This window comes from Pseudomonas sp. KCJK9016 (genome assembly GCF_046231795.1).
GTDB lineage: Bacteria > Pseudomonadota > Gammaproteobacteria > Pseudomonadales > Pseudomonadaceae > Aquipseudomonas > Aquipseudomonas bananamidigenes.
Genome location: NZ_JBJJMM010000025.1, coordinates 19,116 through 45,741 on the forward strand (window position 1 = coordinate 19,116; position 26,626 = coordinate 45,741).

28 protein-coding genes and 2 tRNA genes are annotated in these 26,626 nt (G+C 60.2%); 18 read left to right on the forward strand and 12 right to left on the reverse strand.

The features are described 5' to 3' along the window. Positions 1-98 precede the first annotated feature (98 nt). From ACK6BI_RS21820 to recX, 11 genes are all read left to right on the forward strand, one after another. Positions 99-1,193 carry a phage tail protein gene (locus ACK6BI_RS21820; RefSeq protein WP_409318679.1) on the forward strand — a complete coding sequence of 365 codons (1,095 nt, stop codon included), beginning with the start codon at positions 99-101 and terminating at the stop codon, positions 1,191-1,193. Positions 1,194-1,200: 7 nt separating this feature from the next. Beyond that, the gene (locus ACK6BI_RS21825) at positions 1,201-1,767 is read left to right on the forward strand and encodes a tail fiber assembly protein (RefSeq protein ID WP_409318680.1); all 567 of its coding nucleotides are present in this window, start codon (positions 1,201-1,203) and stop codon (positions 1,765-1,767) included. Positions 1,768-1,789: 22 nt separating this feature from the next. Further along, positions 1,790-2,716: a hypothetical protein gene (locus ACK6BI_RS21830; protein ID WP_409318681.1), complete on the forward strand. Its 927-nt coding sequence runs from the start codon at positions 1,790-1,792 to the stop codon at positions 2,714-2,716. Further along, entirely contained in the window at positions 2,716-3,183 is a 468-nt protein-coding gene (locus tag ACK6BI_RS21835) for a phage tail assembly chaperone (RefSeq protein ID WP_409318682.1), read from the forward strand. Before ACK6BI_RS21830 ends, ACK6BI_RS21835 begins: the two co-directional genes overlap by 1 nt. 41 nt (positions 3,184-3,224) lie before the next feature. Next, positions 3,225-4,121 carry a phage tail protein gene (locus ACK6BI_RS21840; RefSeq protein WP_409318683.1) on the forward strand — a complete coding sequence of 299 codons (897 nt, stop codon included), beginning with the start codon at positions 3,225-3,227 and terminating at the stop codon, positions 4,119-4,121. Further along, complete coding sequence (locus ACK6BI_RS21845; protein ID WP_409318684.1) at positions 4,122-4,568, forward strand: hypothetical protein; 447 nt, start codon at positions 4,122-4,124, stop codon at positions 4,566-4,568. 114 nt (positions 4,569-4,682) lie between these two features. Continuing rightward, positions 4,683-5,249, forward strand: a complete 567-nt coding sequence (locus ACK6BI_RS21850; RefSeq protein ID WP_409318685.1) for a glycoside hydrolase family 19 protein — start codon at positions 4,683-4,685, stop codon at positions 5,247-5,249. Then, positions 5,228-5,746 carry a lysis system i-spanin subunit Rz gene (locus tag ACK6BI_RS21855; protein WP_409318686.1) on the forward strand — a complete coding sequence of 173 codons (519 nt, stop codon included), beginning with the start codon at positions 5,228-5,230 and terminating at the stop codon, positions 5,744-5,746. The genes ACK6BI_RS21850 and ACK6BI_RS21855 overlap by 22 nt, the downstream gene beginning before the upstream one ends. Positions 5,747-5,814: 68 nt before the next feature. Next, positions 5,815-6,315, forward strand: coding sequence for a CinA family protein (locus ACK6BI_RS21860; protein ID WP_409318687.1), 501 nt, complete (start codon positions 5,815-5,817; stop codon positions 6,313-6,315). 83 nt (positions 6,316-6,398) lie between these two features. After that, positions 6,399-7,457 carry a recombinase RecA gene (recA, locus tag ACK6BI_RS21865; RefSeq protein ID WP_260522440.1) on the forward strand — a complete coding sequence of 353 codons (1,059 nt, stop codon included), beginning with the start codon at positions 6,399-6,401 and terminating at the stop codon, positions 7,455-7,457. 8 nt (positions 7,458-7,465) lie between these two features. Continuing rightward, positions 7,466-7,936, forward strand: a complete 471-nt coding sequence (gene recX, locus ACK6BI_RS21870) for a recombination regulator RecX (RefSeq protein WP_409318688.1) — start codon at positions 7,466-7,468, stop codon at positions 7,934-7,936. 72 nt (positions 7,937-8,008) lie between these two features. On the opposite strand, the gene ACK6BI_RS21875 is transcribed toward recX, so the two are convergent. After that, complete coding sequence (locus ACK6BI_RS21875) at positions 8,009-9,127, reverse strand: TIGR00730 family Rossman fold protein (RefSeq protein WP_409318689.1); 1,119 nt, start codon at positions 9,125-9,127, stop codon at positions 8,009-8,011. A 354-nt stretch (positions 9,128-9,481) separates the two neighbouring features. Here ACK6BI_RS21875 and ACK6BI_RS21880 point away from each other — a divergent pair, with 354 nt between their 5' ends. Next, positions 9,482-9,676, forward strand: a complete 195-nt coding sequence (locus ACK6BI_RS21880; RefSeq protein WP_065259250.1) for a hypothetical protein — start codon at positions 9,482-9,484, stop codon at positions 9,674-9,676. Here ACK6BI_RS21880 and ACK6BI_RS21885 read toward each other — a convergent pair whose 3' ends face one another. Then, on the reverse strand, positions 9,677-10,102 hold the full coding sequence (locus ACK6BI_RS21885; protein ID WP_409318690.1) for a PA3611 family quorum-sensing-regulated virulence factor: 426 nt from the start codon (positions 10,100-10,102) through the stop codon (positions 9,677-9,679). Positions 10,103-10,291: 189 nt separating this feature from the next. Between ACK6BI_RS21885 and ACK6BI_RS21890 the strand changes: the two genes are divergently transcribed. From ACK6BI_RS21890 to ACK6BI_RS21900, 3 genes are all read left to right on the forward strand, one after another. Then, positions 10,292-11,035, forward strand: coding sequence for a tRNA-uridine aminocarboxypropyltransferase (locus ACK6BI_RS21890; protein WP_409318691.1), 744 nt, complete (start codon positions 10,292-10,294; stop codon positions 11,033-11,035). 229 nt (positions 11,036-11,264) lie between these two features. Further along, a complete protein-coding gene (erdR, locus tag ACK6BI_RS21895; RefSeq protein ID WP_409318692.1) occupies positions 11,265-11,915 on the forward strand; it encodes a response regulator transcription factor ErdR in 651 nt (216 codons plus the stop codon). Positions 11,916-11,990: 75 nt separating this feature from the next. After that, the gene (locus ACK6BI_RS21900; protein WP_409318693.1) at positions 11,991-12,353 is read left to right on the forward strand and encodes a diacylglycerol kinase; all 363 of its coding nucleotides are present in this window, start codon (positions 11,991-11,993) and stop codon (positions 12,351-12,353) included. Here the strand turns inward: ACK6BI_RS21900 and ACK6BI_RS21905 are convergent. Next, entirely contained in the window at positions 12,350-13,276 is a 927-nt protein-coding gene (locus tag ACK6BI_RS21905; protein WP_409318694.1) for a LysR family transcriptional regulator, read from the reverse strand. The two genes, ACK6BI_RS21900 and ACK6BI_RS21905, sit on opposite strands and share 4 nt — an antisense overlap. A gap of 144 nt (positions 13,277-13,420) precedes the next feature. Here ACK6BI_RS21905 and fpr point away from each other — a divergent pair, with 144 nt between their 5' ends. After that, positions 13,421-14,200: a ferredoxin-NADP reductase gene (fpr, locus tag ACK6BI_RS21910; protein ID WP_217893394.1), complete on the forward strand. Its 780-nt coding sequence runs from the start codon at positions 13,421-13,423 to the stop codon at positions 14,198-14,200. A 69-nt stretch (positions 14,201-14,269) separates the two neighbouring features. Here the strand turns inward: fpr and tsaA are convergent, their stop codons facing one another. The 5 genes from tsaA to rimO all read right to left on the reverse strand — a co-directional run bounded on the left by tsaA (position 14,270) and on the right by rimO (position 18,219). Then, entirely contained in the window at positions 14,270-14,968 is a 699-nt protein-coding gene (tsaA, locus tag ACK6BI_RS21915; RefSeq protein WP_409318695.1) for a tRNA (N6-threonylcarbamoyladenosine(37)-N6)-methyltransferase TrmO, read from the reverse strand. 4 nt (positions 14,969-14,972) lie between these two features. Further along, on the reverse strand, positions 14,973-15,440 hold the full coding sequence (locus tag ACK6BI_RS21920; RefSeq protein WP_409318696.1) for a DUF1456 family protein: 468 nt from the start codon (positions 15,438-15,440) through the stop codon (positions 14,973-14,975). Between the two features lie 73 nt (positions 15,441-15,513). After that, positions 15,514-16,224 (reverse strand): rRNA pseudouridine synthase, encoded by a 711-nt coding sequence (locus ACK6BI_RS21925; RefSeq protein WP_409318697.1) that lies wholly within the window; start codon positions 16,222-16,224, stop codon positions 15,514-15,516. A gap of 72 nt (positions 16,225-16,296) precedes the next feature. Continuing rightward, positions 16,297-16,770 (reverse strand): GNAT family N-acetyltransferase, encoded by a 474-nt coding sequence (locus tag ACK6BI_RS21930; protein ID WP_409318698.1) that lies wholly within the window; start codon positions 16,768-16,770, stop codon positions 16,297-16,299. Positions 16,771-16,881: 111 nt separating this feature from the next. After that, positions 16,882-18,219: a 30S ribosomal protein S12 methylthiotransferase RimO gene (rimO, locus tag ACK6BI_RS21935; RefSeq protein ID WP_065259259.1), complete on the reverse strand. Its 1,338-nt coding sequence runs from the start codon at positions 18,217-18,219 to the stop codon at positions 16,882-16,884. Between the two features lie 348 nt (positions 18,220-18,567). Between rimO and ACK6BI_RS21940 the strand changes: the two genes are divergently transcribed. After that, positions 18,568-20,409: a potassium transporter Kup gene (locus ACK6BI_RS21940; protein ID WP_409318726.1), complete on the forward strand. Its 1,842-nt coding sequence runs from the start codon at positions 18,568-18,570 to the stop codon at positions 20,407-20,409. Positions 20,410-20,670: 261 nt separating this feature from the next. Here the strand turns inward: ACK6BI_RS21940 and ACK6BI_RS21945 are convergent, their stop codons facing one another. From ACK6BI_RS21945 to ACK6BI_RS21960, 4 genes are all read right to left on the reverse strand, one after another. Further along, positions 20,671-21,963: a virulence factor family protein gene (locus ACK6BI_RS21945; RefSeq protein WP_409318699.1), complete on the reverse strand. Its 1,293-nt coding sequence runs from the start codon at positions 21,961-21,963 to the stop codon at positions 20,671-20,673. Next, positions 21,963-24,602, reverse strand: coding sequence for a bifunctional lysylphosphatidylglycerol flippase/synthetase MprF (mprF, locus tag ACK6BI_RS21950; protein WP_409318700.1), 2,640 nt, complete (start codon positions 24,600-24,602; stop codon positions 21,963-21,965). Before mprF ends, ACK6BI_RS21945 begins: the two co-directional genes overlap by 1 nt. Before the next feature lie 279 nt (positions 24,603-24,881). Continuing rightward, positions 24,882-24,958: transfer RNA gene (locus ACK6BI_RS21955), tRNA-Met, on the reverse strand. 206 nt (positions 24,959-25,164) lie between these two features. Then, a tRNA-Met gene (locus tag ACK6BI_RS21960) sits at positions 25,165-25,241 on the reverse strand. A gap of 280 nt (positions 25,242-25,521) precedes the next feature. On the opposite strand from ACK6BI_RS21960, the gene dinB reads away from it, so the two are divergent. After that, positions 25,522-26,583 carry a DNA polymerase IV gene (gene dinB, locus ACK6BI_RS21965; RefSeq protein ID WP_409318701.1) on the forward strand — a complete coding sequence of 354 codons (1,062 nt, stop codon included), beginning with the start codon at positions 25,522-25,524 and terminating at the stop codon, positions 26,581-26,583. The last annotated feature ends 43 nt before the right edge of the window (positions 26,584-26,626 follow it).

A 26,626-nucleotide genomic window follows, 5' to 3' on the forward strand; every position in this document is an offset into this window, starting at 1 on the left:
GTGGGCTTTTTTATTTTCAGGAACAGAAGCGTTTGCGCTGCTGCGAAAACTTTCGGGCCGCCACGTTTCATTTGTCATGACAGAGGAACGAATAACCCATGGATTATCCAAAAAGCGTCCCCAGCGTCGGCCTGGTCGATGGCCGTTTCGTCGATGAAAACCCGGTGGCGGGAACGCCGGGTTCTTTGATTCCGGCGGTGTGGGGCAACAGCGTTACACAAGAAATTCTCAACGTGATCACGGGCGCTGGAATGACGGTCAACGAGGCGGATACCGGCCAGTTGTTCAAAGCCATTCAATCGATCATCGGTGCCGCCAGCCCAATGCGTTCTGTGGTGACACGGCTTGCCGCTTCGAAGGCACTGACTGATCAGGAGCTCGGACTGGTGTTGATCGATGGCAGCCCCGGTGCCACGACGATCACCTTGCCCGGCGCCACTGTCGGACTGGGTGTGCGCGACGTGATTGTTCGTCGTGTCGACAACAGCGGCAATCGAATGGTGGTGCAGGCTTCCGGAACCGACCGGATCCGTTTTCACACGCATTTGTCTGCGAGCGGTTACCCGTTTCTGGTGCTGATGGGCGGCGGTGACTGGTGGCATTTACGCAGCGACGGCGCTGGCAGTTGGTGGCCCGTCGGTCGCTTCGACAACACCCCCCTTGGACGGCCGTTTTTCGAGACGACCACGTTGCTCAGCCCCGGTGGCTACGGCGCGCTCAACGGCACGGTCATGAAGCGTACCGAGTGGCCGTGGCTGTGGGATCACGCCCAGCTCTCCGGAATGCTGGGCACTGAAGCGGCGCGCGCGGGCAACGAAGGTAAATGGACTTCGGGCGACGGCGCGGCGACCTTCCGTGGCCCGGAAGGGCGAGGTGAGTTTCTGCGGGTGCTGGACGAGGGCCGGGGCGTGGATGCGGCACGTGCCATGGGTTCCTTTCAGGTGGGCTCGACGCATTCGTATGCCATGGGCGCCAACGGTGCCGGCGCGGTCGGCGCGTGGTGGTCGGACAGCCTGACGAGTTTTGGCGCCGATACCCGTGAAGAGCCGCAGTACGTGTCCGGGCTATACAACGGTGGCCCGATCTTCCCGGCCGGTACGAGTTATCAGCGGGATGCCGCCAACGCCTTGCTGCTGGCGTTCAAGTCCCGTCCTCGAAACATCGCCTATCCCGGCCGTATCAAGCTCATCTGAGGTGCCCATGTTCAATTATCTGTTTGACGGCTCGGGCGCCTTGTCCGGGCCTGTCGAGTTTTTCGTGACGCCAGGTATCGGTATTCAACTGCCCAGTAACGCAGTCCAGTTGTCGTTCGAATTACCTGAACTGGAAAGCGGTCACGCCTGGGCGCTGATCAATGGAGTACCGCGAGAGGTGATTGACCGACGTGGTCTGGTCTATCGCAAGGACGGCGGCGCGCAACAGATCTGGAATGAGTTGGGCGAGTTGCCCGACACCCTGACGGCGCAACCCTGGCCCGGAGAGTTCCACGTATGGCGCGACAACGCCTGGCAACTGGATGAACAAGTCAGGTTGGCCAGCATCAGCCAGCAGGTTCTGGAGAAGCGCGACACGCTGCTTCGCGACGCCGTCCTGCGCATCGCCCCCCTGCAATACGTCGAAGACATCGGCGATGCCAGCCACGAAGAGCAACTGCAACTGCTCGAATGGAAGCTCTATAGCGTGGAGCTGAACCGCATCGAAAAGCAGACCGGTTTCCCGGAACAGATCACCTGGCCGGCAGTGCCCGGCGCAACCGTAACCAGCTGATTGCCGCAGAGGGAGCAGTGCAATGGACTATCCGAAAAGCATCCCCGGCGTCGGCCTGGTCGACGGTGGTTTTATCGATGAAAACCCCGTTGCCGGCACGCCCGGTTCGTTGATCCCCGCCGCCTGGGGCAACAGTGTCACGCAAGAAATTCTCAACGCCATCAAGGCTGCCGGACTGACGCCGGACGAGAGCAAAACCAACCAGTTGGCGACGGCCATCGGTGCGCTGGTCGACTTCACCAAACTGAAGAACACCCCGACCACGCTGGCCGGTTACGGCATCACCGATGCGGTCGGGCGACTGCTGGCAGTCAGGCAGATCGAAACTGTCGGGATCACGGTTTACAAGCCGAACCCGAGGGCGAAGCGGATTCGTGTGCGTCTGGTCGGGGCGGGTGGTTCGGGGGGCGGATGTGCGCCTGTACCCGCCACCTATCAAAGCTTCGGAGGCGGTGGTGGAGCAGGAGCCTATGGCGAAAGCCTGTTTGATGTGACGGCGGAAATGCAAGCTGGTGTTCCTGTTTCACTGGGCGCCGGCGGTGCCGCACGCACCACGATGGGGGCTTCGGGAGGCGGCGCTTCCTTCGGCAGTTACATGAGCGTTGCAGGAGGTGCCGGCGGGCAAACCCTGTCGATCGTGCTGACGGGAACTTCGTCCGGTTGCGTCCAGGGTGGTGCGGGTGGGCAATCGGTTTCTGGCGGGAATCTCACTGCTGCGCGTGGTCAGCCGGGTGGTTATGCCATGAGCAACGCCAACTGGGGACTGCTGGCGGGCACCGGTGGTGCGAGTCAGTTCGACGGAGGTGCTCCATTCACGGGCGCGAACATTAATGCGAATTCCGGCTTTCGCGGTTCGGGTGGCGGCGGAGCTTGCTCCAATAGCGCATCCGTCGCGTATCCGGGTGGAGTGGGTGGCAATGCCTTCTGTGAAATCTGGGAGTACGAGTAATGGCCCGTTATGCACGTATTGAAAACGGTGTCGTGGCCGAAGTGATCGACACCGGTGACTACGCGATCGAGCAACTGTTTGCGCCGGCGTTCGTTGCGGCGATGGTGCAGGTGCCCGATGGCGTGAACGTCGAAATCGGCACGTCGATGGATGAGATAGCTCCCGCTATCGAGCCTGCGTACGAACCGCAAAGTCCCGTTGTCGACAAGCCCCCCATGGTCGAGGACAACGAGCCTCCGGCAGCAGAGCGCACGTGGCGTCAGTCGGCTCTTTCGGCCACCGAATGGCGGGTCACCCGCCATCGCGACGAGCAGGAACTGGGGCGTGGGACAACGCTCAAGGCCCAGCAATACCTGGAGCTGCTCGAGTACCGCCAAGCATTGCGCGACTGGCCCGATTCCGGCGCATTCCCGTCATCCGTTTCTCGGCCATCAGCGCCGCAGTGGCTGGCCGGCCCGATTGGCTGAAGCCGTCACGCTACCCATATTTTCAGATAAGGAGATAAGCCTTGGACTATCCCAATAGTGTTCCCAGTGCCGGCCTGGTCAACGGTCGGTTTGTCGATGAAGACCTGATAACGGGCAAGCCGGGATCGTTGATCCCGGCCAGTTGGGGCAACGGTGTCACGCAGGAATTGATCAATGTCATTCAGGCCGCCGGCCTCACGGCGTCGGAGGCCAAGGTTGATCAATTGCTGACAGCATTACGCGGTAGCCGGTTGTTCGCCACGGCGTCGCAGTTCGACAACAGCCAGACCGTCGCCACTACAGGTTTTGTCGCCCGTAGCGGCGTGCAGTTTTCGGGGCTCACGTCCTTTGCGACCAGTACGGTTCTGACTGCGGCCCATGTGGGCGGAATGGTCAGTTTCTACAGCGCGGCACCGGTCACCGCCACCATGCCCGTTCTCGGCGTCGCCGGTAATGCAAGTACGCTGCACGTCATCAATCTAGGCACCGGCGCGCTGACGATCAACCCGGCAGCGAACGAGCGCATCATCAGCAGCAACAACACGGTGGGGTCGCTGCTGCTCGGTATTGGCGACTCGGCGCAACTGATCCGGGTTGGCACTGACTGGCGACTTTATGGTGGATCCGTCAGTGACCGATATGCGTCGGCTCACTCCGGTGCCTTCGGCGATGCCGGCTATCAGCGGTTCGCGAGCGGCAATATCGAGCAGTGGGGTTATGGATCAACGGATGCCAATGGGGATGTCTATGTGACGTTTCCGATTTCGTTTCCGGTGGCATTTTCGTCACTGGTGGCGACACATGTCGGTGGTGACGGAGCGATGGTGCTCCTGTACGGGGGGAGTGCCACCAAACAAGGTTGTCGCTTGAGAGTACGGAATTACTTGGGCCAGTCTTCTGCTGGCTGGAGCGTGAACTATTTTGCGAAGGGGTATTGAATGAACGCTTTCAATGTCTTGTTCAGCGCCAGCACTCGGGGTGTTTATGTACCGGGTATAAACTCGTCGGATATTCCTGACGACGTCATCGAGATTCCCCAAGCCTACTGGGCCTCGCTCCTGAAGCAACTGTCGGTCTCTGCAAAAGTGATTGGCGTGCGGGCCGATAACGGTTTTCCGATCCTGGTTGATCCACCACCGCCGACGGCAGACGAAGCCGCTGACATCGAACGCCGCTGGCGAACCGCACAATTGGCAGCCACCGACGGCCTGGTGGCCCGCGACCGCGATGAACTGGAGGACGGCGGCGGCACCACGCTGACCACCGAGCAATATGCCGAACTGCAAGCGTTTCGGCGGGCGTTGCGGGACTGGCCACAGGCTTCGTTTTTCCCGTTCAGCGAGCATCGTCCGGTGGCGCCGCGCTGGTTGGCCTCGACACTTTGAGTCTGCTGTATTTCACAAGGATGGTGGCGCGGAAAATTCCGGAAAGAAATGGCTGGCAGGCCTTGGTCTCCAGTCATGCTTCAATCGCGGCACATCCAGGGAGGATCAAGCATTATGCAAATCACTGAAAACAATCTGATCGACATCATGCCCGACGCCCGCTCCCAAGCGGGCGTTTTTGTTTCACCGCTCAACGACGCCATGGCGCGTCATCGCATCGATACGCCCAAGCGTGTCGCTGCATTTCTCGCCCAGGTCGGCCATGAGTCCGGGCAACTGCGCTACGTACGCGAACTGGGCAACAACCAGTATCTGAGCAAATACGACACCGGCACTCTGGCCCTGCGTCTGGGCAACACGCCGGAAGCCGATGGTGACGGACAGAAGTATCGCGGTCGCGGGCTGATCCAGATCACCGGCCGCACCAACTATCGCCAGTGCAGTCTCGGGCTGTTTGGCGATGAGCGTCTGTTGTCGTTGCCTGAATTGCTCGAGCAACCGCAATGGGCGGCGGAGTCCGCCGCGTGGTTCTGGGAGCTGAACGGTCTGAACGAACTGGCGGACCGTGATCAGTTCAACACCATCACCCGTCGAATCAACGGCGGGTTGAACGGCTTGCAGGATCGCCTGGATATCTGGGCGCGGGCGAGGGCGGTGCTATGTCCATCTCCTGGCGTGTAACCGGTGTTGTATTGCTGGTTCTGGGGGCTGCTGCACTGGCATGGCAATTCCAGGACTGGCGTTATGGCCGCCAACTGGCCGAGCAGGCGCGACAGCATGCCGAAACCCTCAATCAACTGACTCAGGCTGCTGCCTCGGCGCAGCAGGCCGAACAGGACAAGCGTCTGGCCCTGGAGCAACGGCTCGCGGTCAGTGAACAAACCCATTATCGAGCACTGAATGATGCCCAACGTGATCAGGATCGCCTGCGCGATCGCCTTGCCACTGCTGATCTGCGCCTGTCAGTCCTCATCGACGCAGGCGACGCTGCCCGCGGCTGCGGTGTGCCGGCCGCCTCCGGCACCGGCAGCGTGGATCATGCAGCCATACGCGCCCGACTTGACCCGGCGCATGCTCAACGAATTGTCGCCATCACCGGAGAAGGTGACCGTGGATTGATTGCCTTGCAGGCCTGTCAGGCCTACATCAGAGCGCTGACACCCGCACATTTTGAATAAGCTTGTGTATTGAAAGCACAACCGGCTCGTGTACGGTGGTACTCATTCCATCCGATCCGGAGCGCGCCGTGAAAGAAATCACTCAACTGGCGGCCGAACTTGGCCGACGCCTGCAATTGCTCAATGCCCATGTCACCACGGCGGAGTCCTGCACCGGTGGCGGCATCGCCGAAGCGATCACCCGGATCCCGGGGAGCTCGGCATGGTTCGAAGCGGGCTATGTGACGTATTCCAATCGACAGAAAACCCAGCAATTGAACGTGCCGGCGGATCTTTTTTCCACCGTCGGCGCGGTCAGTCGCGAGGTGGTCGAGGCCATGGTGCATGGCGCCCAGGATAAAAGCAGGGCGCGATTCGCCGTGGCGGTCAGCGGCGTGGCGGGACCGGACGGCGGCTCGCCGAACAAACCGGTGGGCACGGTATGGCTGGCCTGGGGTGTCGGCGATATGGTTTCCAGCGAGGTTCAGCACTTCCCCGGCAACCGCGACGACGTCCGCCGACAAACGGTGAAGGCCGCGCTAGAGGGGCTGCTGCGACTGGCGGCACGAGAAATCGAAAATCAGGGGTAGGCGATCCGGAAAGGCTGTGGAATAATACTGGCTACTTATACAGGTGTTGGCCGTCAGGCCTTATTGATTACGTGAGGACTTTAATGGACGACAACAAGAAGAAAGCCTTGGCTGCGGCCCTGGGTCAGATCGAACGTCAATTCGGCAAGGGTGCCGTAATGCGTATGGGCGATCAGGATCGTCAGGCGATTCCAGCCATTTCCACCGGCTCTCTGGGTCTGGACATTGCACTCGGCATCGGCGGCCTGCCAAAAGGCCGTATCATCGAGATCTACGGCCCTGAATCTTCCGGTAAAACCACTCTGACGCTGTCCGTGATCGCCCAGGCCCAGAAGGCCGGCGCGACCTGCGCATTCGTCGACGCCGAACACGCCCTTGACCCTGAGTACGCCGGCAAGCTGGGCGTCAACGTCGATGACCTGCTGGTTTCCCAGCCGGACACCGGCGAACAGGCTCTGGAAATCACCGACATGCTGGTGCGCTCCAATGCCGTTGACGTGATCATCGTCGACTCCGTGGCTGCTCTGGTGCCGAAGGCGGAAATCGAAGGTGAAATGGGTGACATGCATGTGGGCCTGCAAGCCCGTCTGATGTCTCAGGCACTGCGTAAAATCACCGGTAACATCAAGAACGCCAACTGCCTGGTGATCTTCATCAACCAGATCCGCATGAAGATCGGCGTGATGTTCGGCAGTCCGGAAACCACCACCGGTGGTAACGCGCTGAAATTCTACGCTTCGGTTCGTCTCGACATCCGCCGTACTGGCGCGGTGAAGGAAGGCGACGAAGTGGTCGGCAGCGAAACCCGCGTCAAGGTCGTGAAGAACAAGGTGGCTTCGCCGTTCCGTCAGGCGGAGTTCCAGATTCTCTATGGCAAGGGCATCTACCTGAACGGCGAGATGATCGACCTGGGCGTGCTGCACGGTTTCGTCGAGAAGTCCGGTGCCTGGTATGCCTATGAAGGCACCAAGATCGGTCAGGGCAAGGCCAACTCGGCCAAGTTCCTGGCAGATAACCCGGAAGTCGCGGCGAAGCTCGAGAAACAACTGCGGGACAAGCTGCTGTCGCCATCGGTGATTGCTGAATCCAAGGCCTCGGCGGTCAAAGAGACCGAAGACGACCTGGCTGACGCTGATCTCTGATTGCACCGATGACTACCGCCGTACTCGATACCCCCGTCGCTGTGCGGCGAACCGCAATGGACCTGCTTGCACGCCGCGAGCATGGTCGAGTCGAGCTGACACGTAAACTGCGTCAGCGCGGCGCTCCACCCGAATTGATCGAAGCAGCCCTTGACCGTTTGACGGAGGAGGGGTTGCTTTCCGAAGCCCGTTACCTGGAAAGCTTTGTTTCGTACCGCGCACGCTCAGGTTATGGCCCGATGCGAATCCGCGAAGAACTGAGCCAGCGTGGCCTGCAGAGAGCCGATATCGAACTCGCTTTGCGCGAGAGTGATATCAACTGGCAGGAACAGCTGAAGGAAACGTGGCAAAGGAAGTTCTCCGGACAGCTTCCCGTCGATGCCAGGGAGCGAGCCAGACAAGGCCGGTTCCTTGCTTATCGGGGATTTTCGATGGAGATGATCAACCGCTTGTTCAGCGGCAGAGGGATGGACGATTAAATCGGTTCCAGCCTCAAACAAAAAATAAAAAAGCGGCCCGCTATTGCGATAGCGGGCCGCTTTTTTTTGTCTTCAGATTACCTTCGACGGTTCCCGGGAGGGTTGCGCTGTTTGTGGCCTGGATTGGGCCCAGTTTTCCGGCAGATTGATGAAGTCCACCAGTTCCCGCAGACGTCCATGGTCCCTGGCATTGAAGGCGAAAGCCAGTCGTGTCAGATGACTGAACCGGGCTTCGTCGTGTTCTTCGCCGGCATAGGCGTGTTGATGAAAACGGTCGCTCAGGCACAGATCGGCGAAGGTTTCCTGCATGTCATCAAGTGCTTGGTCGCTGAGCCTGTGATTCATGCGAATCACGAATTGCCGTTTGAGCCAGCGGCTGGAGTGGAAGTTGCCATAGAACTGGTTGATCTGTTCTACCGCCTCTTCAACGCTATGAACCAGTCGCATCAATTTCAGATCGGTTGGCAGGATGTAGCGGTTGTCCTCCAGTTGCTGGCGGATGAAATCCAGCGCTCCTTGCCAGAATGTGCCACCTGGAACATCCAGCAAGACCACCGGAACCAGCGGGCTTTTTCCGGTCTGTATCAGGGTCAGCACTTCCAGCGCTTCATCCAGCGTGCCGAAGCCACCGGGGCAGAGCACCAGGGCATCGGCCTCCTTCACGAAGAACAGTTTGCGCGTAAAGAAAAAGTGGAAGGACAACAGATTCCCCGTGCCGTTGACGGTGGGATTGGCATGCTGTTCGAAGGGCAGGGTGATATTGAACCCCAGGCTGTTGTCGCGACCGGCGCCTTCATGGGCCGCGGCCATGATCCCGCCACCGGCACCGGTGATCACCATCATGTTTGAGTGGGCCAGTGAGGCTCCCAGTTCCCGGGCGAGGGCATACAGTGGATGCTCGACCGGTGTACGCGCCGAGCCGAACACCGTGACCTTGCGCCTTCCCTTGTATTGCTCAAGCGTGCGAAAGGCCTGTTCCAGTTCTCGCAGGGTCTGCATGGTGATCTTGGCGTTCCAGCGGTTGTGATCTTCCTGAGCCATGCGCAGCACGGTCAGGATCATGTCACGGTAGATGGGCGAATTCGGACTGTCGGGCGAAACCAGGTTGAGTAATTCTTCGACCTTGCCGGTGAGGTCGTGGCCGCTTTCCTGAAAATGACGGCTGAGCAAGTCATTCGGTTGGTAAGGCATGCAACTTCTCCTTCTGCACAGAACCTTCGGCCCTGACGTGCGGCGTCAGGGCCGCGCTGCAAGAAAAAACAAACGCCCGGCAGCTCCTTTCCTGCCGTGAAGTGTTCAACGGGAATACATTGAATCTAGACCCATGAAGCATTTTTCGCTGCATCAGCATTGCGCCACAAAGTCTTGGGCGGCAATTGCTTATTGTCGATTTGCGAAGTGCTTTCACCGCTCGTCCGATGTCGCACCAAGGGAAAAATGCTCTGATTTACTAAGTTAAAGGCGCCGTACGACAACTTTGCGTCAGCGAGCGTACGCAAGGTGCGCGGGATTCAAGGATTTGCGGGTGGCAAGGAGGCAAGACACATGGCCAGAGTCATTCTGGAGATCGATACGCAGCTGTATCGAATGTTGAAGGCATCGGCCGAGGCCAATCATGTGAGTCTCGAAGAAGAGTGCTGCCGACGCCTTTCAGGAGGGGAGCGCCGCTCGCGCTATTTGCAGGCCTTGCTGGCCGAACTGCGCGCCGAGGATGAACAGCGGCGCGCCAATTCGCGATGATTACTTCTTCTTCACCGGGGCTGCTTTCGGGCAGTCCGATTCCTGATAGCTGGCCGAACCGATTGCCCGGTTGGTCTTCACTTCGCTGAAGTCATAACGCATGACGGCACCTTTGGCCATCAGCTTGCGGTAAGAAGGGTTGTTGCAGACCGAAGCTCCGAGCTGGAAGTACACGGCTTTGGGATCGGCACGCATCTTTTCGGCATGGCTTGCCTGGACGCTCAGGTGGTTGATCAGCGTAGTGCCTTCGACGGTATAACCCTGATCGAGGATGTCTTCGTTGATCGCCCTTGGTGTACCGACGCTACTTTGTGCAGCGACGTTTTGCAGCTCTTTGTTCAGGTTCTGCTCTTTCAGGGACGCAGCCTGTGCGCTGAAGGACAACGCCAGAGCGATGGCCGCGGAAGGAACGATAAGGCGCAGCATGAAACTCTCCTGATTCAGTGACTGGTGGTTCGACCAGCCCCGGGGCTGTGCGTTCAGTGGCGGCGAATTATAGGGGAGCCGGTCGGGAGGGTACAGGCTTGTGCCCGTTGCTCTGATAAACTGCCGGCCTTTATCGTCTTGCCGAGAGCTGTTCGTGTCGAGTTTTCCTGTCAGTCGGCGTCGCCCGCAATGAAACATGCCCCCAACGCCGTGGCCCGCCTGCGCGATCAGCGCGAGGACGAGGGCATCAAGCCGATTCAGGCCCGTGGCTTCCGCTCCGAGCGTTGCCGCGACTGCCGGGTAATCATCAGTCATTGCCTGTGCGCCTGGCGTCCGACGGTCGATACCCGCTCCGGTGTCTGCCTGATCATGACCGGCAAGGAAGTATTCAAACCGAGCAACACCGGTTGGCTGATTGCCGATATCGTTCGGGACAATCATGCGTTCATCTGGTCGCGGACCGAACCCGACGAGCAACTGCTGGCATTGCTGAACGACCCGCAATGGCAGCCGTATCTGGTGTTTCCCGGCGAGTATGTCGAGCCTTCGCGGGTCACCAACACCGTGGATCTCGATAGCAGCAGGCGTCCGCTGTTCATTCTGCTGGACGCGACCTGGACCGAGGCACGCAAGATCTTTCGCAAGAGCCCGTACTTTGATCGCCTGCCGATCCTCAGTCTGTTGCCCGACAAACTGTCGAGATACCGCCTGCGTCGCTCGACCCGCAATGAGCATTTGTGCACCGCCGAAGTGGCGGCGCTATGCCTGGAACTGGCGGGCGATACCGATGCCGCATCGGCGCTGGACGCCTATTTCGACGTGTTCAGCCAGCATTACCTGGGCGCCAAGCAGCAGCGCGAGGTGAATGTATCGACGCCGGCCCATGCAGAATTGCTGCCTTTTATAGCCAGTGCGCAAGCGGTGCCTGCCTGATCCTGGCCCATACTGCTAAAGCAGTGGCCATGTTGCTTGACCACCCCGGCTTCGCTGGGCATCCTTGGCGCCGATTGGGGTGCGGCCAAGGTTTGAAACGCTTTTTTTTGTCTGTGATTGGCGTTGAACGTGCCCCTGTGGATGCTGCCGTACAAGCGCCGGCGTCTTGAGTTGCCTTGGCGAGCCCCGAATGATCGGGTCTGCCATCAAAAACAGGATCATTTGAAAAATGGCCACATACGACATCCTGATTGCCGATGATCACCCTCTTTTTCGTAGCGCACTGCATCAAGCGGTGACGATGGGCCTCGGTCCGGATGTACGAATGGTGGAAGTGGCGAGCATCGCCGAGCTGGAAACCCGTCTGACCGAGAAGGCCGACTGGGATCTGGTGCTGCTGGATCTGAACATGCCCGGCGCTTTCGGGTTTTCCGGACTGGTGATGTTGCGTGGGCAGTATCCGCAGATACCGGTAGTGATGGTCTCGGCGCAGGAAGAGGCTTCGGTGATGGTCAAGTCGCGGGAGTTCGGAGCCAGTGGTTTCATTCCCAAGTCGAGCGACCTGAGCACCATTCAGGAAGCGGTGCGCAAAGTGCTGGACGGCGACGTGTTCTGGCCGCCACAGGCGTTCGAGGCTGTCAGTGTGTCCGATGAGGCCAAGGCTGCCAGCGATGGTCTGGCAAGCCTCACGCCGCAGCAGTTCCGGGTGTTGACCATGGTCTGTGAAGGCCTGCTCAACAAGCAGATTGCTTATGAGTTGAACGTGTCGGAAGCGACCATCAAGGCCCACGTTACGGCGATCTTTCGCAAGCTGAATGTGCGGACTCGCACCCAGGCAGCTTTACTCTTGCAACAACTTGAGTCAATTCCAGGCCAGTAAAGGCTGGAGTCTTCACGCTTTTTTGACTTTCGTTGAACTAGCTTCCCCACTTCTTTTTGGTCGGTTGTTTACTTTATGTCACCTTTCAAGGGCCAGACGGGCCTGAAACGCATCCTCAACGCTTCCGGTTACTCGCTGGACGGCCTGCGCGCAGCCTTCAACGGCGAAGCGGCATTCCGGCAGTTGGTGCTGCTCAATGTGGTACTGATTCCGCTGACGTTTTTCCTGAACGTCAGTCGGGTCGAGCAGGCGTTGCTGATTGCCGTGTGTTTGCTGGCACTGATCGTCGAACTGTTGAACTCTGCCGTGGAAGCGGCCATCGACCGCATTTCCCTGGAACTGCATCCGTTGTCCAAGAATGCCAAGGACATGGGCAGTGCCGCGCAATTCGTGGCGCTGAGCATGATTGCCCTGGTGTGGGCGGTGATTCTGCTTTAAGCGATTGCCGGCAGGACGATTTCGTCGCTGCGCTGGACACCGGCGGTAAAGGCGCGGCACAGCTCGAGAAACTCGCGCATGGCAGAGGTCTGGTACTTCTGTTTGTGCCAGATGAAGTAAAACTGTCGCGCCAGATCCAGGTCCGGCGTCTCCACCGGTACCAGGCTGCCGCGCCGGAAGGCGTCACGCAGCGCCAGACGTGAAATGCAGCCAATCCCCAGACCTGATTCCACGGCGCGCTTGATCGCTTCGGTGTGTTCCAGCTCCAGACGAATGTTCAGCGCGCTGCGATGGTGACGCATGGCCTGATCGAAGGTCAGGCGAGTGCCGGAGCCTTGCTCGCGCAGAATCCAGGCTTCGTGGGTCAACTCTTCCATGGTCGCGCTGCCGCGTTGGGCCAACGGATGCTGCGGGGCACAGAACACCACCAGTTCATCCTCGACCCAGCTCTGCACTTCGATGTCCGGGTGACTGCAATCGCCTTCGATTAGACCCAGATCAATTTCGTAATGAGCGACCTGTTGCACGATATTGGCAGTGTTCTGCACGTGCAGCTTCACCTGGCTTTCCGGGTGACGCTGCATGAAGCCGCCGATCAGCAGTGTGGCCAGGTAGTTGCCGATGGTCAGCGTCGCGCCCACCGACAGCGAGCCGAAACCGGATTTGCCGTTGAGCAGGTCTTCGATTTCCTTGGCCTGGTCGAGCATGGCCACCGCTTGCGGCAGCAATTGCTTGCCGAGGGCGTTGAGGCTCAGACGTTTGCCGGCACGGTCGAACAGCTGGCAACTGGACTGACGCTCCAGTTCGGTGATCGAAGTACTGGCGGCCGATTGCGACAGGTTCAGCAGACCCGCAGCACGGGAAACGCTTTCCTGCTGGGCGACGGCGACGAAGACTTGCAGTTGACGAAGAGTAAATCGCATATCGATATAACCGATAACCGTTATCTTGATAATCCAGTTAACAGATATTGTCGGCGCTATTAGAATGCGATGCAATTGCGCACCGTCGGCATCCTGCAACAGCAGCCGGGCAAGCGCAGATCAATCTCCAGGAGTCCCCCGTACATGAGCAACATGAACCACGAGCGTGTCCTCAGTGTTCATCACTGGAACGACACTCTGTTCAGCTTCAAGTGCACCCGCGATCCGGGCCTGCGCTTCGAGAACGGTCAGTTCGTGATGATCGGCCTGCAACAGCCCAACGGCCGCCCGCTTATGCGCGCTTACTCGATCGCCAGCCCGAACTGGGAAGAGCATCTTGAGTTCTTCAGCATCAAGGTGCCTGATGGTCCGCTGACCTCGCAGTTGCAGCACCTGAAGGAAGGCGACGAGATCATCATCTCGAAGAAGCCTACCGGTACGCTGGTTCTGGACGACCTGAACCCGGGCAAGCATCTGTACCTGCTGAGCACCGGCACCGGTCTGGCGCCGTTCATGAGCGTGATTCAGGACCCTGAAACCTACGAGCGCTTCGAGAAAGTGATCCTGGTTCACGGTGTTCGTTACGTCAACGAAGTCGCCTACCGCGAGTTCATCACCGAGCACCTGCCGCAGAACGAGTTCTTCGGCGAGGCGCTGCGTGAAAAGCTCATCTACTACCCGACCGTGACCCGCGAGCCGTTCGAGAATCAGGGCCGTCTGACCGACCTGATGCGCAGCGGCAAGCTGTTCAGCGACATCGGCCTGCCACCGATCAACCCGCAGGACGACCGCGCGATGATCTGCGGCAGCCCGAGCATGCTCGACGAGACCAGCGAAGTGCTCGACAGCTTCGGCCTGAAGATCTCGGCGCGTATGCGCGAGCCGGGTGACTACCTAATCGAGCGTGCGTTCGTCGAGAAGTAATCCGGACGATGCCAACAGAAAAGCCCGCGCTGCCTGAGAAGGCAGCGCGGGCTTTTTCGTTTTCGGGAATCAGTCAGCGGCAGGAATGACTTCCAGGACCCGGATCCGATCAGGCACCGGATAATGCCAGCGCACGTCCAGATCCCAGAACTGCGCGCCGTATTCACGCTCCGGCGCGGGCGTCTGGTACGCCGGACGCGGATCCTGGGCCAGGCATTGCTCGATCAGTTCGACCAAAGGCTCGCTGAGGCGCCGGGCATGGGTATGCGCCTGATGCAACGCCGCGTCCGTCCATTGCACCTCGATCAGGTGTGGCGCGGCACTGGCGATACTGTTCGAAGCGCCAGCGATGATGTCGGCGTAAGGCACGTAGGGTTTGATATCGAGAATCGGCGTGCCGTCCAGCAGGTCGATGCCTGAAATGAACAGACGATCGGCCTCGACCTTGTCCAGCTTCACCACGGACTGACCGATGCCGTTCGGCCTGTGGGTGGCACGGGTGGCGAACACCCCCATGGCCTTGTTGCCACCCAGGCGCGGAGGGCGGACTTTGAGGCGCGGCTTGTCTTCCAGCGCCTGATGGAACAGAAACAGCAGCCAGACGTGACTCACCTGCTCCAGCCCCTGTACCGCATCGCCCTGATCGAATGGAGCCACCAGTTCCAGCACGCCACGGGCGGCGGGAGCCAGTTGTGGCTGGCGCGGGATGGCGAACTTCTCCTTGAAGCAGGAGCGGACAAAACCGATAGGGGAGACGCTGAAAGACACCGCTTTACGCTCTCACACGCAGCGTGAGCCCTTTGAGGAAATTGCGCAGCAACTGGTCGCCGCACGGACGGTAGTTGGTGTGGCCGACCTTGCGAAACAGTGCGCTCAGCTCAGGCTTGGACACCGGGAAACCGGCGGCAGAGAGGATCGCGTGCATGTCGTCTTCTTTCAGTTCGAACGCCACGCGCAGCTTCTTCAGAATGATGTTGTTGGTCACCGGCACTTCGATGGGCAGTGGCGGACGGCTGTCGTCCTTGCCGCGCTTGAGGATGACCAGGCCGTCGAGGAAATGCGCGAGGACCTCGTCCGGACAGCGCACGAAACCTTCTTCGTCTTCTTCCTTCTTGTCGAGCCAGGTCACCACATCGGCGAGGGTCACCTCCATGCCACCGAGTTTGATGACTTCCACGACCTTCTTGTCGCTGATGTCGAGCATGTAGCGCACGCTGCGCAAAACGTCATTGTGAACCATGTGTGTAATCCTGATCTTTCGCTTTGGGCAACGCGCAGGCGCGATGCCGGAGTGTAGGGTGGCAACCTGGGCCTTAAAATTTCTCTTTTGCGGTCAGGTAGCGCCATTGGCCGACCGGCACCTTGCCAATGGAAACACCGCCGATGCGGATGCGGCGGATGCCGATCACTTTCAGCCCGACCGCTTCGCACAACCGGGCGAGCAGGCCTGGCTGCGGGTTCTTCATGGCGAAGCGCAGACGGTTTTCACTCTGCCAGCTGGCCTTGACCGGCGGCAGTTCGGTGCCCTTGATGCGCAGGCCGTGCTGCATGCGGTTGAGGCCGTGTTCGGTCATCTCGCCTTCGACTTCCACCACGTATTCCTGCTCGATTTTCGCCGCGTCGGCGGTGAGCTTGCGCAATACCTTCCAGTCCTGAGTGAACACCAGCAGGCCGCTCGCACCGGGTTGCAGGTCGGTGCTGGCGGTCAGGCGCAGGAAGTGCCCGCGCAGCGGACGTTTACCGTAGCGGTGCTCTTCGCTGAGGCTGTCGGCGGACAGTGACTGCATGGCGGCGTCGATGTCCTGGCCGGCCGGGACGTTGAGCAGCAGGGTCACCGGCTCCGGCGCTGTGGCCCTGGCGTCCTTGTCGAGTTCGACCTGTTGGTCGGTGACCTTGAACTGCGGCTCGTCAATGACTTCGCCGTCCACGGTGACCCAGCCGCCCTCGATGAACAGTTCGGCCTCCCGGCGGGAGCAACCGACCAGTTCGATGAGGCGTTTGGAGAGGCGAATCGGATCAGTCATGACAGGGCCGTAACAAAAAAAGGGTGGGCATTGTACCTGCCTGGCGCCGGTTAGGCCCGGTTCCATTTTCAATCAGGCATGAATCGAGCGCTGCTGGTTCTGGCGCAAACGCATATGCAGCAACGGATAAGGCTGGCCCATGCCATCGACTTCCGAGCGGCCGATCACCTCGAATCCCTGCTTGAAGTAAAACCCCAGGGCCTGCGGGTTCTGTTCGTTGACGTCCAGCTCGTCAGCGTTGAGGTGCTCCATGGCGTATCTCAGCAGTTTCTTGCCCAGGCCCTGGCCGCGATGCTCAGGGTCGATGAACAGCATCTCGATCTTGCCCGCCGCCACCCCGGCAAATCCGGTAATGCGCTGGTGGCTGTCCTTCGTGCAGATCAGCATCACCGCATCGAGGTAGCGGGTCAGCACCAGATTGCGCAGCAGCTCGATGTAGCTGTCGGGCAGAAAATCATGGGTCGCGCGGACCGAGGCTTCCCAGACCCGAGTCAGTTCCTGGTAATCGCTGAGTTTCGGCGTCTGGATGACTGGATGGTGACGCATGCCCGTTAGCCTCTCTGTCATGGATGAGGGAGTCCTTCCCACCACAAACGATAGCCGTAAAAAAGCCCCGCATCTCGTAAAAGAGAGCGGGGCTTTTCGTATTTTTTGCGTTTAGATCTGTTCGGCCCAGAGGTCGTATTCGTCGGCGTCGGTCACCTTGCACCAGACCTTGTCGCCCGGCTTGAGATTGCTGCCGTTGTCGATGAACACGTTGCCGTCGATTTCCGGGGCATCGAAGAAGCAGCGGCCGACCGCGCCTTGCTCGTCGACTTCGTCCACCAGCACTTCGATCTCGCGGCCGATGCGCATTTGCAGGCGTGCCGAACTGATTTCCTGCTGGTGCGCCATGAAGCGTTCCCAGCGATCCTGCTTCACGTCGTCCGGCACGACCTCGAGGTTCAGGTCATTGGCCGGTGCGCCTTCGACCGGCGAGTACTGGAAGCAGCCGACGCGGTCGAGCTGAGCTTCGGTCAGCCAGTCCAGCAGGTACTGGAAGTCTTCTTCGGTTTCGCCGGGGAAGCCGACGATGAAGGTCGAACGGATGATCAGGTCCGGGCAGATTTCGCGCCAGTTCTTGATCCGCGCCAAGGTCTTGTCTTCGAACGCCGGGCGTTTCATCGCCTTCAGGACCTTCGGGCTGGCGTGCTGGAACGGGATGTCCAGGTACGGCAGGATCTTGCCGGCGGCCATCAGCGGAATCAGCTCGTCAACGTGCGGGTACGGGTAAACGTAGTGCAGGCGGACCCAGACGCCGAGGGTGCTCAGCGCCTCGCAGAGTTCGGTCATGCGGGTCTTCACCGGCGCGCCGTTCCAGAAACCGGTGCGGTATTTGACGTCCACGCCGTAGGCGCTGGTGTCCTGGGAGATCACCAGCAGTTCCTTGACGCCGGATTTGACCAGACGCTGGGCTTCGTCGAGCACATCGCCGACCGGGCGGCTGACCAGTTTGCCGCGCATCGACGGGATGATGCAGAAGCTGCAGCTGTGGTTGCAGCCTTCGGAAATCTTCAGGTACGCGTAGTGACGCGGGGTCAACTTGATGCCTTGTGGTGGCACCAGGTCGATCAGCGGGTTGTGATCCTGTTTCGGCGGCACGACTTCATGGACGGCGCTGACCACTTGCTCGTACTGCTGTGGACCGGTCACGGCGAGCACGCTCGGGTGCACCTCGCGGATATTGCCTTCTTCCACGCCCATGCAGCCGGTGACGATGACCTTGCCGTTTTCCTTGATCGCTTCGCCGATGACTTCCAGGGATTCGGCCTTGGCCGAGTCGATGAAGCCGCAGGTGTTGACCACGACCACGTCGGCGTCCTGATAGGTGGACACCACGTCATAGCCTTCCATGCGCAGCTGGGTCAGGATGCGCTCGGAGTCGACCAGTGCTTTCGGGCAACCCAGAGATACGAAGCCAACCTTTGGATTGGCCGGCGCAGGAGTGGTGGACATGTCTAACCTCGGTGTCTTGTGACGTCGCTCGCCTGTTTGGAAGTCGACGGACGGGCGCTTGAAACGCGCCTCTGATCAAAAAGTGCGCAATTCTAGCGATGAGCAACGCACTTGACCAGCTTTATGCAGGGAAATACGACGAGTGCTGCGCTATGCTTCGCGCCGTTGGGCTTTACCAATTTTTTACAGTCAACAAAACGTCTGTAACAACAGGTAAAACAGCGCATGCTGCATCACAAAGCATAGTGCTTCGTTCAAAGAAGCCGGTTCGAGAATCAGGAGTGTTGGATGGGTCAGGCAAGTAGTCAGGCGGCGGGCGCCGAGCATTCGGCTGCAAAACCGCTGAGCATGCTGGTCGCGGCAGTCGGGGTAGTTTACGGCGACATCGGCACGAGCCCGTTGTACACCCTCAAAGAAGTATTCACCGGCGGTTACGGCGTGCCGGTCAATCACGACGGAGTGCTGGGCATCCTGTCGCTGATTTTCTGGTCGCTGATCTGGGTCGTGTCGATCAAGTACATGATGTTCGTGTTGCGCGCCGACAACCAGGGGGAAGGCGGGATCATGGCGCTCACCGCGCTGGCGCGACGGGCGGCGGGGGAGCGCAGGAAACTGCGGTCGTTGCTGGTGGTTTGCGGCCTGATCGGTGCGGCGCTGTTCTACGGCGACAGCATGATCACTCCGGCGGTGTCCGTGTTGTCTGCGATCGAAGGTCTGGGGCTGGCATTCGAAGGCATCGACCATTGGGTCGTACCGCTGTCGCTGGTGGTGCTGGTCGGGCTGTTTCTGGTCCAGAAACACGGCACGGCACGGATCGGCATCCTCTTCGGGCCGATCATGGTCATCTGGTTTCTGGTGCTCGGTGCCCTTGGTGTGTATGGCATCAGCCACTCCCCGGAAGTGCTCAAGGCGCTGAACCCGGTCTGGGCCGTGCGCTTTTTCATGGTGCACGCCGGCATGGGCCTGGCGATCCTGGGCGCCGTGGTGCTGGCGCTGACCGGTGCCGAAGCGCTGTACGCCGACATGGGCCATTTCGGTCGCAAGCCGATTGCCCGGGCATGGTTTCTCCTGGTGCTGCCGGCACTGGTGCTCAACTATTTCGGTCAGGGCGCGTTGCTGCTGGACAACCCGGATGCGGCGCGCAACCCGTTCTATCTGCTGGCACCGGGCTGGGCGCTGATCCCCTTGGTCGGTCTGTCGACCCTGGCCACGGTGATCGCCTCGCAGGCGGTGATTTCCGGCGCGTTCTCCCTGACCCGTCAGGCCATCCAGCTCGGTTACATTCCGCGGATGTACATTCAGCATACCTCCAGCGATGAGCAGGGGCAGATTTACATCGGCGCGGTGAACTGGACGCTGATGGTCGGCGTCGTGTTGCTGGTGCTGGGTTTCGAGTCGTCCAGTGCGCTGGCGGCGGCTTATGGCGTGGCCGTGACCGGCACCATGCTGATGACCACGATTCTGGTGTCGGCGGTCATGTTGCTGCTGTGGAAGTGGCCGCCGGTGCTGGCCGTGCCCGTGCTGATCGGCTTCCTGCTGGTGGATGGTCTGTACTTCGCCGCCAACGTGCCGAAGATCGTTCAGGGTGGTGCGTTCCCGGTGATCGCCGGTATCGCCCTGTTCATCCTGATGACCACCTGGAAACGCGGCAAGCAACTGCTGGTCGAGCGCCTGGACGAAGGCGCGCTGCCGCTGCCGATCTTCATCAGCAGTATCCGCGTCCAGCCGCCGCACCGGGTACAGGGCACCGCGGTGTTCCTCACTGCCCGTTCCGACGCCGTCCCGCATGCGCTATTGCACAACTTGCTGCACAACCAGGTATTGCACGAGCAGGTTGTGCTGTTGACCGTGGTTTACGAGGACATCCCGCGTGTGCCGCCATCCCGGCGTTTTGAAGTCGAGGCCCACGGCGAAGGCTTCTTCCGGGTGATCCTGCACTTCGGCTTCACCGACGAGCCGGACGTGCCGCAGGCATTGAAACTGTGTCATCTGGAAGACCTCGACTTCAGCCCGATGCGCACCACCTACTTCCTCAGCCGCGAAACGGTGATCGCCTCGAAACTCGAAGGCATGGCCCGCTGGCGTGAAGCGCTGTTCGCGTTCATGTTGAAGAATGCCAACGGCAATCTGCGGTTCTTCAATCTGCCGCTGAACCGGGTGATCGAGTTGGGGACGCAGGTGGAGATGTAAGCTGCGCCTTAATTGAAAAGCCCCCGTCAGTCTTGTGGCTGACGGGGGCTTTTTCGTTTCTCTGCACTTGTCAGAGTTCAGTGAAGGTCCCTGTGGGAGCGGGCTTGCCCGCGAATGCGGTGTATCAGTTTACAAATCAGTTGCCTGCCCCACCGCTATCGCGGGCAAGCCCGGCTCCCACAAGGATCTCTGGCATCTGCCAGAACGAAAAAGCCCCCGCAACCCTAAGGTTGCGGGGGCTTTTCGTCGTAGAGCTTCAGATCACCCTGCCGGCTGATCCTTGCTCTGCCGCTTCTCGATCAGATCCACCAAACGCTTGGCCAATGCCGGGTAGTTCTCGTCGAAGTGGTGGCCGCCAGGCAGCTTCACTGCTTCGCCCACCGCTGTTTTGTCGGTGCAGCCGCTTTCATCCTTCTCTTCTTCGCCGTAGATGCACACGACCTTGGCCGGCGGCAGTTTGGCCATTTCCGGGCCGGTGGCGGCTTCCTTGCCGGCGTTGCCGAGCCAGCCTTCGACTTCGATTTCGAAGCTGCCGGTGCGGGCGAAGGCCAGCAGGATGATTGCGTCGACGCGTTGTTGTTCGGTCTCTGGCAGGCGGTTGTAGATTGCCGGCAGGACGTCGGCGCCGAACGAGTAACCGGTCAGGATGAAGCGTTTGGTGCCCCATTTCTGACGGTAGTGCTGCATCAGTTCGGTCAGGTCCAGCGCGCTCTGTTCCGGGCTCTTGTGCTGCCAGTAGTAGCGCAGGGTGTCGATGCCGACCACCGGGTAGCCGATCTTGGCCATTTCCCCGGCCACGTCGCGGTCGAGATCTCGCCAGCCGCCGTCACCGGATAGGAACAGGGTCACGGTGTCCTTGGCCTGGCCGGCCGGGACTTCCACCACCGGGATCTGCAGGCCGCCAGCGGCCTTGTCGCCGCCGACGAGGAGCTTGCGCAGTTCGTTGTTCAGCACTTGCGGCAGGTTGATGTCGTAGTCGCTGATGCTGGTTTCGGCGTTCGGCTGGTCGCGCACGAAACCGGCGCTGGTGTCGTCCGGGTTGTCGTTCCAGGCCACCAGCCAGTGGCCGTGGGCGGCGGATTTCGGCAGCAGGTGAGTGCAGCCGCCTTTTTCCAGGGCCAGATCGACCGATACGGCCTGGGCCTTGTCGTCCTTCTGTTCCGACAGCCAGCGCCATGCCAGCACCGCACCAGGGCCGATGCCGCTGACCAGGGTCGCCGGACCGTTCAGCTCGCGCAGGCCGGTTTGCAGTGCGCGGCTCTGCAGCAGGCAGTCCTTGGGCAGAATCACTTGAACGATCTGCGCCGAGGCGCTGCGGCTCAGGGTGGTCAATTGGTTGTCGGAGAGTTTCTTGTCGTCCTCGACCGCCACCAGCACCTGGGCCTTGGGTTTGGTGCCGGGAATGACCCGGGTCATGACGGTGCCGTCAGCCGGTTTCAGCTGTTCAAGAGTCGGTTCCGGAGCCGGGCGTTTGAGGTACCAGTAACCGCCGCCGGCAATCACGGCCAGCACGATCAGTGCAGCCAGGATGTACTTCAGGGAGCGTTGAATCATCAGCGTTTCACCAATCCAGTCAAGCCGCCCGCGATCAGGGCAGCAGTATCGGCCAGTGCCACCAGCGGATCGAGTCCGGCGGGCACCGCCATGTAACGGGGTTCCCAGTCAGGCTGGAACTTGTCTTTGAAGCGGCGCAAGCCTTGGAAGTTGTACAACTGCTCACCACGGCGGAAAACCATCGAACCCAGGCGCTGGGTCAGCGGTGCACCGCGACGGGGTTGCAACCCCGACAACGGCACCATGCCCAGGCTGAAGCGCGCGTATCCGTGACTCTTATAGTGTTGAATCAGACCGACCATCAAAAACTCCATGGTCAGCTTGGGGGCGTCCGGGTGCGAGCGCATCAGGTCGAGGCTGGCCAGGTCATGGCTGTAAGTCTCGAGCAGGTTGGCGAACGCCACCGGGCGGCCTTCGAAGCGAATCACCGCGATGCGGAAATGCTTCAGGTAGTCGTCGCTGAAACGGCCGAGGGAGAAGCCTTTTTCGCGTACGTTCTTGCCGGTCAGCCAGGCATCGGAAATCACCTTGAGCTCATCCATCGGCGCCTGGCCCGGCTCGAAGATCTCCAGCGACAGACCGTCGCGGGTTCCACGGTTCCAGGTGTAGCGCAGGTCCTTCATCTCCTTGCCCTTGGCCTCCAGGTCAAAGCGATGCAGATCGACCCGGGCTTCTTCGCCGAGCTTGATCGCGGTCAGGCCGATGTCCATGTAGTACGGCAGGTTCTCCGCGCGTACCTGGTAGAACACCGGGCGGGCGTGGTGGATGTCACAAAGGTCGCGGAACTGCCAGATCATTTCCGCCCGCTGCTGGCCTGGACCGATCGGGTCGTACAGTGCCACCAGGCTGCGTCCGCGACGGGCGTACATCAGGAAGGCTTGATCGTTGGGGTGGAACAACAGCGCCTTGTCACCGGTCAGGGCCAGGCCGCCGTCGGGTTGCGAGGAAGCCATCAGGATTCTCGAGGCGCGCTCCAGCTCTTCCGGGGTCGGCAGATGAATCACCGGGCGGGCGGTGCGCAGCAGCCAGGTCAGGGCGATCACCAGCAACAGCACCGCAGCGCCGAGCAGTGAGCGCAGACCGCGCGGGGCGTCGGCGTCGAGCGTGAACTGCCACCACAGTTGATGGCTGTACGGCACGTCCTGGTAGGCGAAGAGCAACAGCCAGGTCGACGCGCCGAGCACGCACAGGCTGGCGACCAGATACAGTGGCGAGAACGGCACTTCGGTCAGACGGCTGGGGCGATAGAACGAACGACGGAATACCCCCAGCAGCGCGGCGGTGAGGGTCATCAACGTGGCTTCTTCCCAGTCGAACCCCTTGAGCAACGAGAGCAGGGCGCCCACCAGCAACAGAATGGTGGTCAGCATCCACGCGGCCGACAACCGCCGGCGCAGGCCTTGGGCAAGCATCAGGCAAAGTACGCCGATCAGGCTCGCGCCGAAGTGCGAGGCATCGACCAGACGATGGGGAATCAGATAGGCGATGTGTTCCAGGCGCGTGTCGATTTCAGGTGTCGCCCCGGAGAACAGCAGCACCACGCCGGACAGGAACACCAGGACCGCGAGGATCGGTGCCGCGAGGCCGGAAGCGGCACGCATGGTCTGGGTCTGGAACAGACGCTGCCCTTCGTTGATCAGCAGCAGTACGCAGGCCACCAGCAAGGGCAGTACCACGTAGATCATGCGATAGAGCAGAAGCGCGGCGGCCAGTGGCGCCGCACCGAGCTTGTCGGCGAAGGCGGCCAGCAGGATGGCTTCGAAGACCCCGACACCGCCCGGTACGTGGCTGAGCACGCCAGCAGCCAGGGCCAGCAGGTACACCAACAGGAACGCGCCGAAGGGTGGCGCTTCCGGCAACAGCATATACAGCACGGTGGCGGCAGCGGCGACGTCGAGGGCGGTAATCACCAGTTGCAGGAATGTCAGGCGGCGACCTGGCAGGCGCAGGGTGCGGCGGCCGACCTTGACCAGCAGGTTGTCGCGGTAAGGTTGTTCCGGCAGGCGCCGACGGTAAATGCCCACGGCCAGAATCGCGCCCAGCACCAGGACGGCAGAGGCAATCGCGGCAAGCAGCCCTTCGGACAGCCCCAGAGCCTGAGAGGCGGCCGGCAGGTTGCTCAGGGTGGCCAGTGCGGCCAGCGGTGGCAGTGCACAGCCCAGCGACAGGCTGGCGAACAGGGTCATGTGGGCGACTTCCGACGCGCCCAGACCAAGACGTGCATATAAGCGGTAACGCACCGACCCGCCGGACAGCATCGACAGGCCGATGGCATTACCGATCGCGAACGCTGTGAAACCGCCGAGCGCCAGCGTACGCGGAGGGATGGTCACGCCCGCATAGCGGCTGGCTGACCATTCGTATCCCAGCAGAATGATGAAACCAGCCACGGTTGCGGCGAAAGCGCCAAGCAGGGCGGGTTTCGGCACATCGAGGATCGAGTCGTGCAGGGCGTAGAGATCGAGTTCGCTGAGCAGGTGGCGACAGGCCACCAGGGCGATGGCGAACAGCAGCAAAGTGACCGCCAGGCCGATCGGTTGACGGTACTTGCTGATTCGATCGAGCAGGCGCATACGCTCGGGCTTGATCGATGGATTCACGGTGAGGGTGTCTTGTGGATCAGACGAGTTGGCGCGCATCAATCACCTCTTGGATTGTGCGCGACAGGATGGGGGTATCCAGCCAAGTTACCAATCCCTGTAGAAAAAAATAATCACAAAATACTACGCCTCTCGTCGGGTATCGGCGAGGGCAGGTCTCGGATTGCAGACCTCTTGCCTGCGACTCAAGCATAGTCGCAACTCGGCGGCTCTGACGATCCTGAACGGTTCACTGCACGATGACAGATCATTGTTGCGAAAGGACTTTTTCCACAGATACAAAAAAGGCCACTCTTTCGAGCAGCCTTTTTTGATGTTTGGTTGCGGGAGCCGGATTTGAACCGACGACCTTCGGGTTATGAGCCCGACGAGCTACCAGACTGCTCCATCCCGCGTCTGTGTGGCGGCATTCTACAGGCGAACGGCGGGGTGTCAACCGATAATCCCGGGAGTGGTCAAATAAGTTTGAATTCGCGGCAAACGGTCGCAGGGGCAGCGCTAAGTTTCGGAATCGGAACGATTTACGGAGGGCGCAAGTGGATCCGAAAAAAAAGAGCGCGCACAAAAAAGGCCAATCTTTCGATTGGCCTTTTTTGATGTCTGGTTGCGGGAGCCGGATTTGAACCGACGACCTTCGGGTTATGAGCCCGACGAGCTACCAGGCTGCTCCATCCCGCGTCTGATGAGGCGGCATTCTACAGAGAATCGCCAGTGTGTCAACCTTGAATCCGGATAAAATCTGTTCTGGTTCAATTGGTTAGCTCTTTTGCCAGTATGTCGTCGGGGCCGCAGCTCAGGTGGGGCGCGGCTTTCAGCTCTATCGGATGGTTATCCTCGATTGAGAAAATAAATTCAGAGACGATTCCTACAGCTGGAAAAGAACCTTCATACCACTGGTGCTATATACAGGTGTCAGTGAGATACTGCCCCTCCGGTTTGCCATGTTTTTCTTTCTGCCATGACTCAGCGAAAAATCATCCACATCGACTGTGACTGTTTCTACGCCGCCATCGAGATGCGTGACGACCCGCGCCTGGCCGGCAAACCACTGGCGGTGGGTGGTTCGGCGGAGCGGCGCGGGGTGATCGCCACCTGCAACTATGAGGCGAGGGCTTACGGGGTACGCTCGGCGATGTCTTCCGGACATGCCTTGAAACTGTGCCCGGACCTGACCATCGTCAAGCCGCGAATGGATGCCTACCGCGAGGCTTCGAAAGAAATCCATACGATCTTTCGCGATTACACCGATCTGATCGAGCCGCTTTCACTGGACGAAGCCTATCTGGACGTCTCGGACAGCGCGCATTTCGCAGGCAGCGCCACGCGAATCGCCCAGGACATCCGGCGCCGGGTTTCCAACCAATTGCATATCACCGTCTCGGCCGGCGTAGCGCCGAACAAGTTTCTGGCCAAGATCGCCAGCGACTGGAAAAAGCCCAACGGCCTGTTTGTCATTACCCCGGATCAGGTGGAGGACTTCGTCAGTGGACTGCCGGTGAGCAAGTTGCACGGTGTCGGCAAGGTCACTGCGGACAAATTGGGCAAGCTCGGTATCAGCGACTGTCTGCAACTGCGCGAGTGGGACAAGCTGGCGCTGGTTCGCGAGTTCGGCAGTTTTGGCGAGCGACTGTGGAGCCTGGCCCGTGGGATCGATGAGCGCCAGGTGCATAACGACAGTCGACGTCAGTCGATCAGTGTCGAAAACACCTACGACGTTGATTTGCCGGATCTGCGCAGTTGCCTGGACAAGCTTCCTGAGCTTCTGGAGACCCTGAAAACCCGCATGGCGCGGATCGACAGCAGCTATCGGCCGGGTAAACCGTTCGTCAAAGTGAAATTTCATGATTTCACTCAGACCACGCTGGAACAGGCCGCCGCCGGGCGGGATCTGGGCAGTTATGAATTGATGCTGACGCAGGCGTTCAATCGTGGCGGCAAACCGGTGCGGCTGCTCGGGGTGGGCGTGCGGCTGGAGGACTTGCGCGGCGGCTTCGAGCAGATGGAGTTGTTCGAGCGGTAACTCATGTAAAAAAGCCCGAAACAGGTTCGGGCTTTTTCAGTCA

What these genes read in the sequence shown, in the direction of transcription:
- ACK6BI_RS21820 (WP_409318679.1), top strand. Translation starts at nt 99, where the DNA reads ATGGATTATCCAAAAAGCGTCCCCAGCGTCGGCCTGGTCGATGGCCGT.
- ACK6BI_RS21825 (WP_409318680.1), top strand. Translation starts at nt 1,201, where the DNA reads ATGTTCAATTATCTGTTTGACGGCTCGGGCGCCTTGTCCGGGCCTGTC.
- ACK6BI_RS21830 (WP_409318681.1), top strand. Translation starts at nt 1,790, where the DNA reads ATGGACTATCCGAAAAGCATCCCCGGCGTCGGCCTGGTCGACGGTGGT.
- ACK6BI_RS21835 (WP_409318682.1), top strand. Translation starts at nt 2,716, where the DNA reads ATGGCCCGTTATGCACGTATTGAAAACGGTGTCGTGGCCGAAGTGATC.
- ACK6BI_RS21845 (WP_409318684.1), top strand. Translation starts at nt 4,122, where the DNA reads ATGAACGCTTTCAATGTCTTGTTCAGCGCCAGCACTCGGGGTGTTTAT.
- ACK6BI_RS21850 (WP_409318685.1), top strand. Translation starts at nt 4,683, where the DNA reads ATGCAAATCACTGAAAACAATCTGATCGACATCATGCCCGACGCCCGC.
- ACK6BI_RS21855 (WP_409318686.1), top strand. Translation starts at nt 5,228, where the DNA reads ATGTCCATCTCCTGGCGTGTAACCGGTGTTGTATTGCTGGTTCTGGGG.
- recA (WP_260522440.1), top strand. Translation starts at nt 6,399, where the DNA reads ATGGACGACAACAAGAAGAAAGCCTTGGCTGCGGCCCTGGGTCAGATC.
- recX (WP_409318688.1), top strand. Translation starts at nt 7,466, where the DNA reads ATGACTACCGCCGTACTCGATACCCCCGTCGCTGTGCGGCGAACCGCA.
- ACK6BI_RS21875 (WP_409318689.1), bottom strand. Translation starts at nt 9,127, where the DNA reads ATGCCTTACCAACCGAATGACTTGCTCAGCCGTCATTTTCAGGAAAGC.
- ACK6BI_RS21880 (WP_065259250.1), top strand. Translation starts at nt 9,482, where the DNA reads ATGGCCAGAGTCATTCTGGAGATCGATACGCAGCTGTATCGAATGTTG.
- ACK6BI_RS21885 (WP_409318690.1), bottom strand. Translation starts at nt 10,102, where the DNA reads ATGCTGCGCCTTATCGTTCCTTCCGCGGCCATCGCTCTGGCGTTGTCC.
- ACK6BI_RS21890 (WP_409318691.1), top strand. Translation starts at nt 10,292, where the DNA reads ATGAAACATGCCCCCAACGCCGTGGCCCGCCTGCGCGATCAGCGCGAG.
- erdR (WP_409318692.1), top strand. Translation starts at nt 11,265, where the DNA reads ATGGCCACATACGACATCCTGATTGCCGATGATCACCCTCTTTTTCGT.
- ACK6BI_RS21900 (WP_409318693.1), top strand. Translation starts at nt 11,991, where the DNA reads ATGTCACCTTTCAAGGGCCAGACGGGCCTGAAACGCATCCTCAACGCT.
- ACK6BI_RS21905 (WP_409318694.1), bottom strand. Translation starts at nt 13,276, where the DNA reads ATGCGATTTACTCTTCGTCAACTGCAAGTCTTCGTCGCCGTCGCCCAG.
- fpr (WP_217893394.1), top strand. Translation starts at nt 13,421, where the DNA reads ATGAGCAACATGAACCACGAGCGTGTCCTCAGTGTTCATCACTGGAAC.
- ACK6BI_RS21920 (WP_409318696.1), bottom strand. Translation starts at nt 15,440, where the DNA reads ATGGTTCACAATGACGTTTTGCGCAGCGTGCGCTACATGCTCGACATC.
- ACK6BI_RS21925 (WP_409318697.1), bottom strand. Translation starts at nt 16,224, where the DNA reads ATGACTGATCCGATTCGCCTCTCCAAACGCCTCATCGAACTGGTCGGT.
- ACK6BI_RS21930 (WP_409318698.1), bottom strand. Translation starts at nt 16,770, where the DNA reads ATGCGTCACCATCCAGTCATCCAGACGCCGAAACTCAGCGATTACCAG.
- rimO (WP_065259259.1), bottom strand. Translation starts at nt 18,219, where the DNA reads ATGTCCACCACTCCTGCGCCGGCCAATCCAAAGGTTGGCTTCGTATCT.
- ACK6BI_RS21940 (WP_409318726.1), top strand. Translation starts at nt 18,568, where the DNA reads ATGCTGGTCGCGGCAGTCGGGGTAGTTTACGGCGACATCGGCACGAGC.
- ACK6BI_RS21945 (WP_409318699.1), bottom strand. Translation starts at nt 21,963, where the DNA reads ATGATTCAACGCTCCCTGAAGTACATCCTGGCTGCACTGATCGTGCTG.
- mprF (WP_409318700.1), bottom strand. Translation starts at nt 24,602, where the DNA reads ATGCGCGCCAACTCGTCTGATCCACAAGACACCCTCACCGTGAATCCA.
- dinB (WP_409318701.1), top strand. Translation starts at nt 25,522, where the DNA reads ATGACTCAGCGAAAAATCATCCACATCGACTGTGACTGTTTCTACGCC.